Genomic DNA, 438 nt, shown 5'->3' on the forward strand with positions numbered 1-438 from the left:
AGCATTTTTATAAAGACGAAAGCGAATCGGTCAATATTAGCAACATTAATCTTCACACTCAGGGACAGACAGCTGTTTCAAATTTGCCAACTACTGTGCTGTTGGGGCTTGAGGCAACACATATGAAGGAAGGCGAATTCAAAGCTTCTGCGGTTGCTTTTGGTGGAGCTGTTCGGATCAATCTTCCTAGTACTCCAGGCCTATCAGTAGAAACTCGACTGCACTACGCGCCTGATATTCTTGCTTACGGTGATTCTGATGAATTTAAACGCTTTCGAGCCCAGCTCAATTATCGAGTCATCCAGAGTGCTGATCTCAGTCTTGGCTACCAGTATTTGAATGCAGGTATCAAAGATGCTGGCGATCGCACCTTCGAGAGCGGTTACTTCATTGGTCTAGGGATGAAATTTTAGGTCGTTCAAAGCTAGCTCAGGTTTG

Annotated in this window: 1 protein-coding gene; it reads left to right on the plus strand. The window is 44.7% G+C overall.

Going from position 1 to position 438, the window contains the following annotated elements; genetic code table 11:
- The coding region (locus A3739_RS08595; RefSeq protein WP_068501036.1) for a YfaZ family outer membrane protein at positions 1-413 on the plus strand (413 nt) is incomplete at its 5' end.
- Between the last annotated feature and the right edge of the window lie 25 nt (positions 414-438).

The sequence above is a fragment of the Oleiphilus sp. HI0067 genome, from assembly GCF_001635735.1.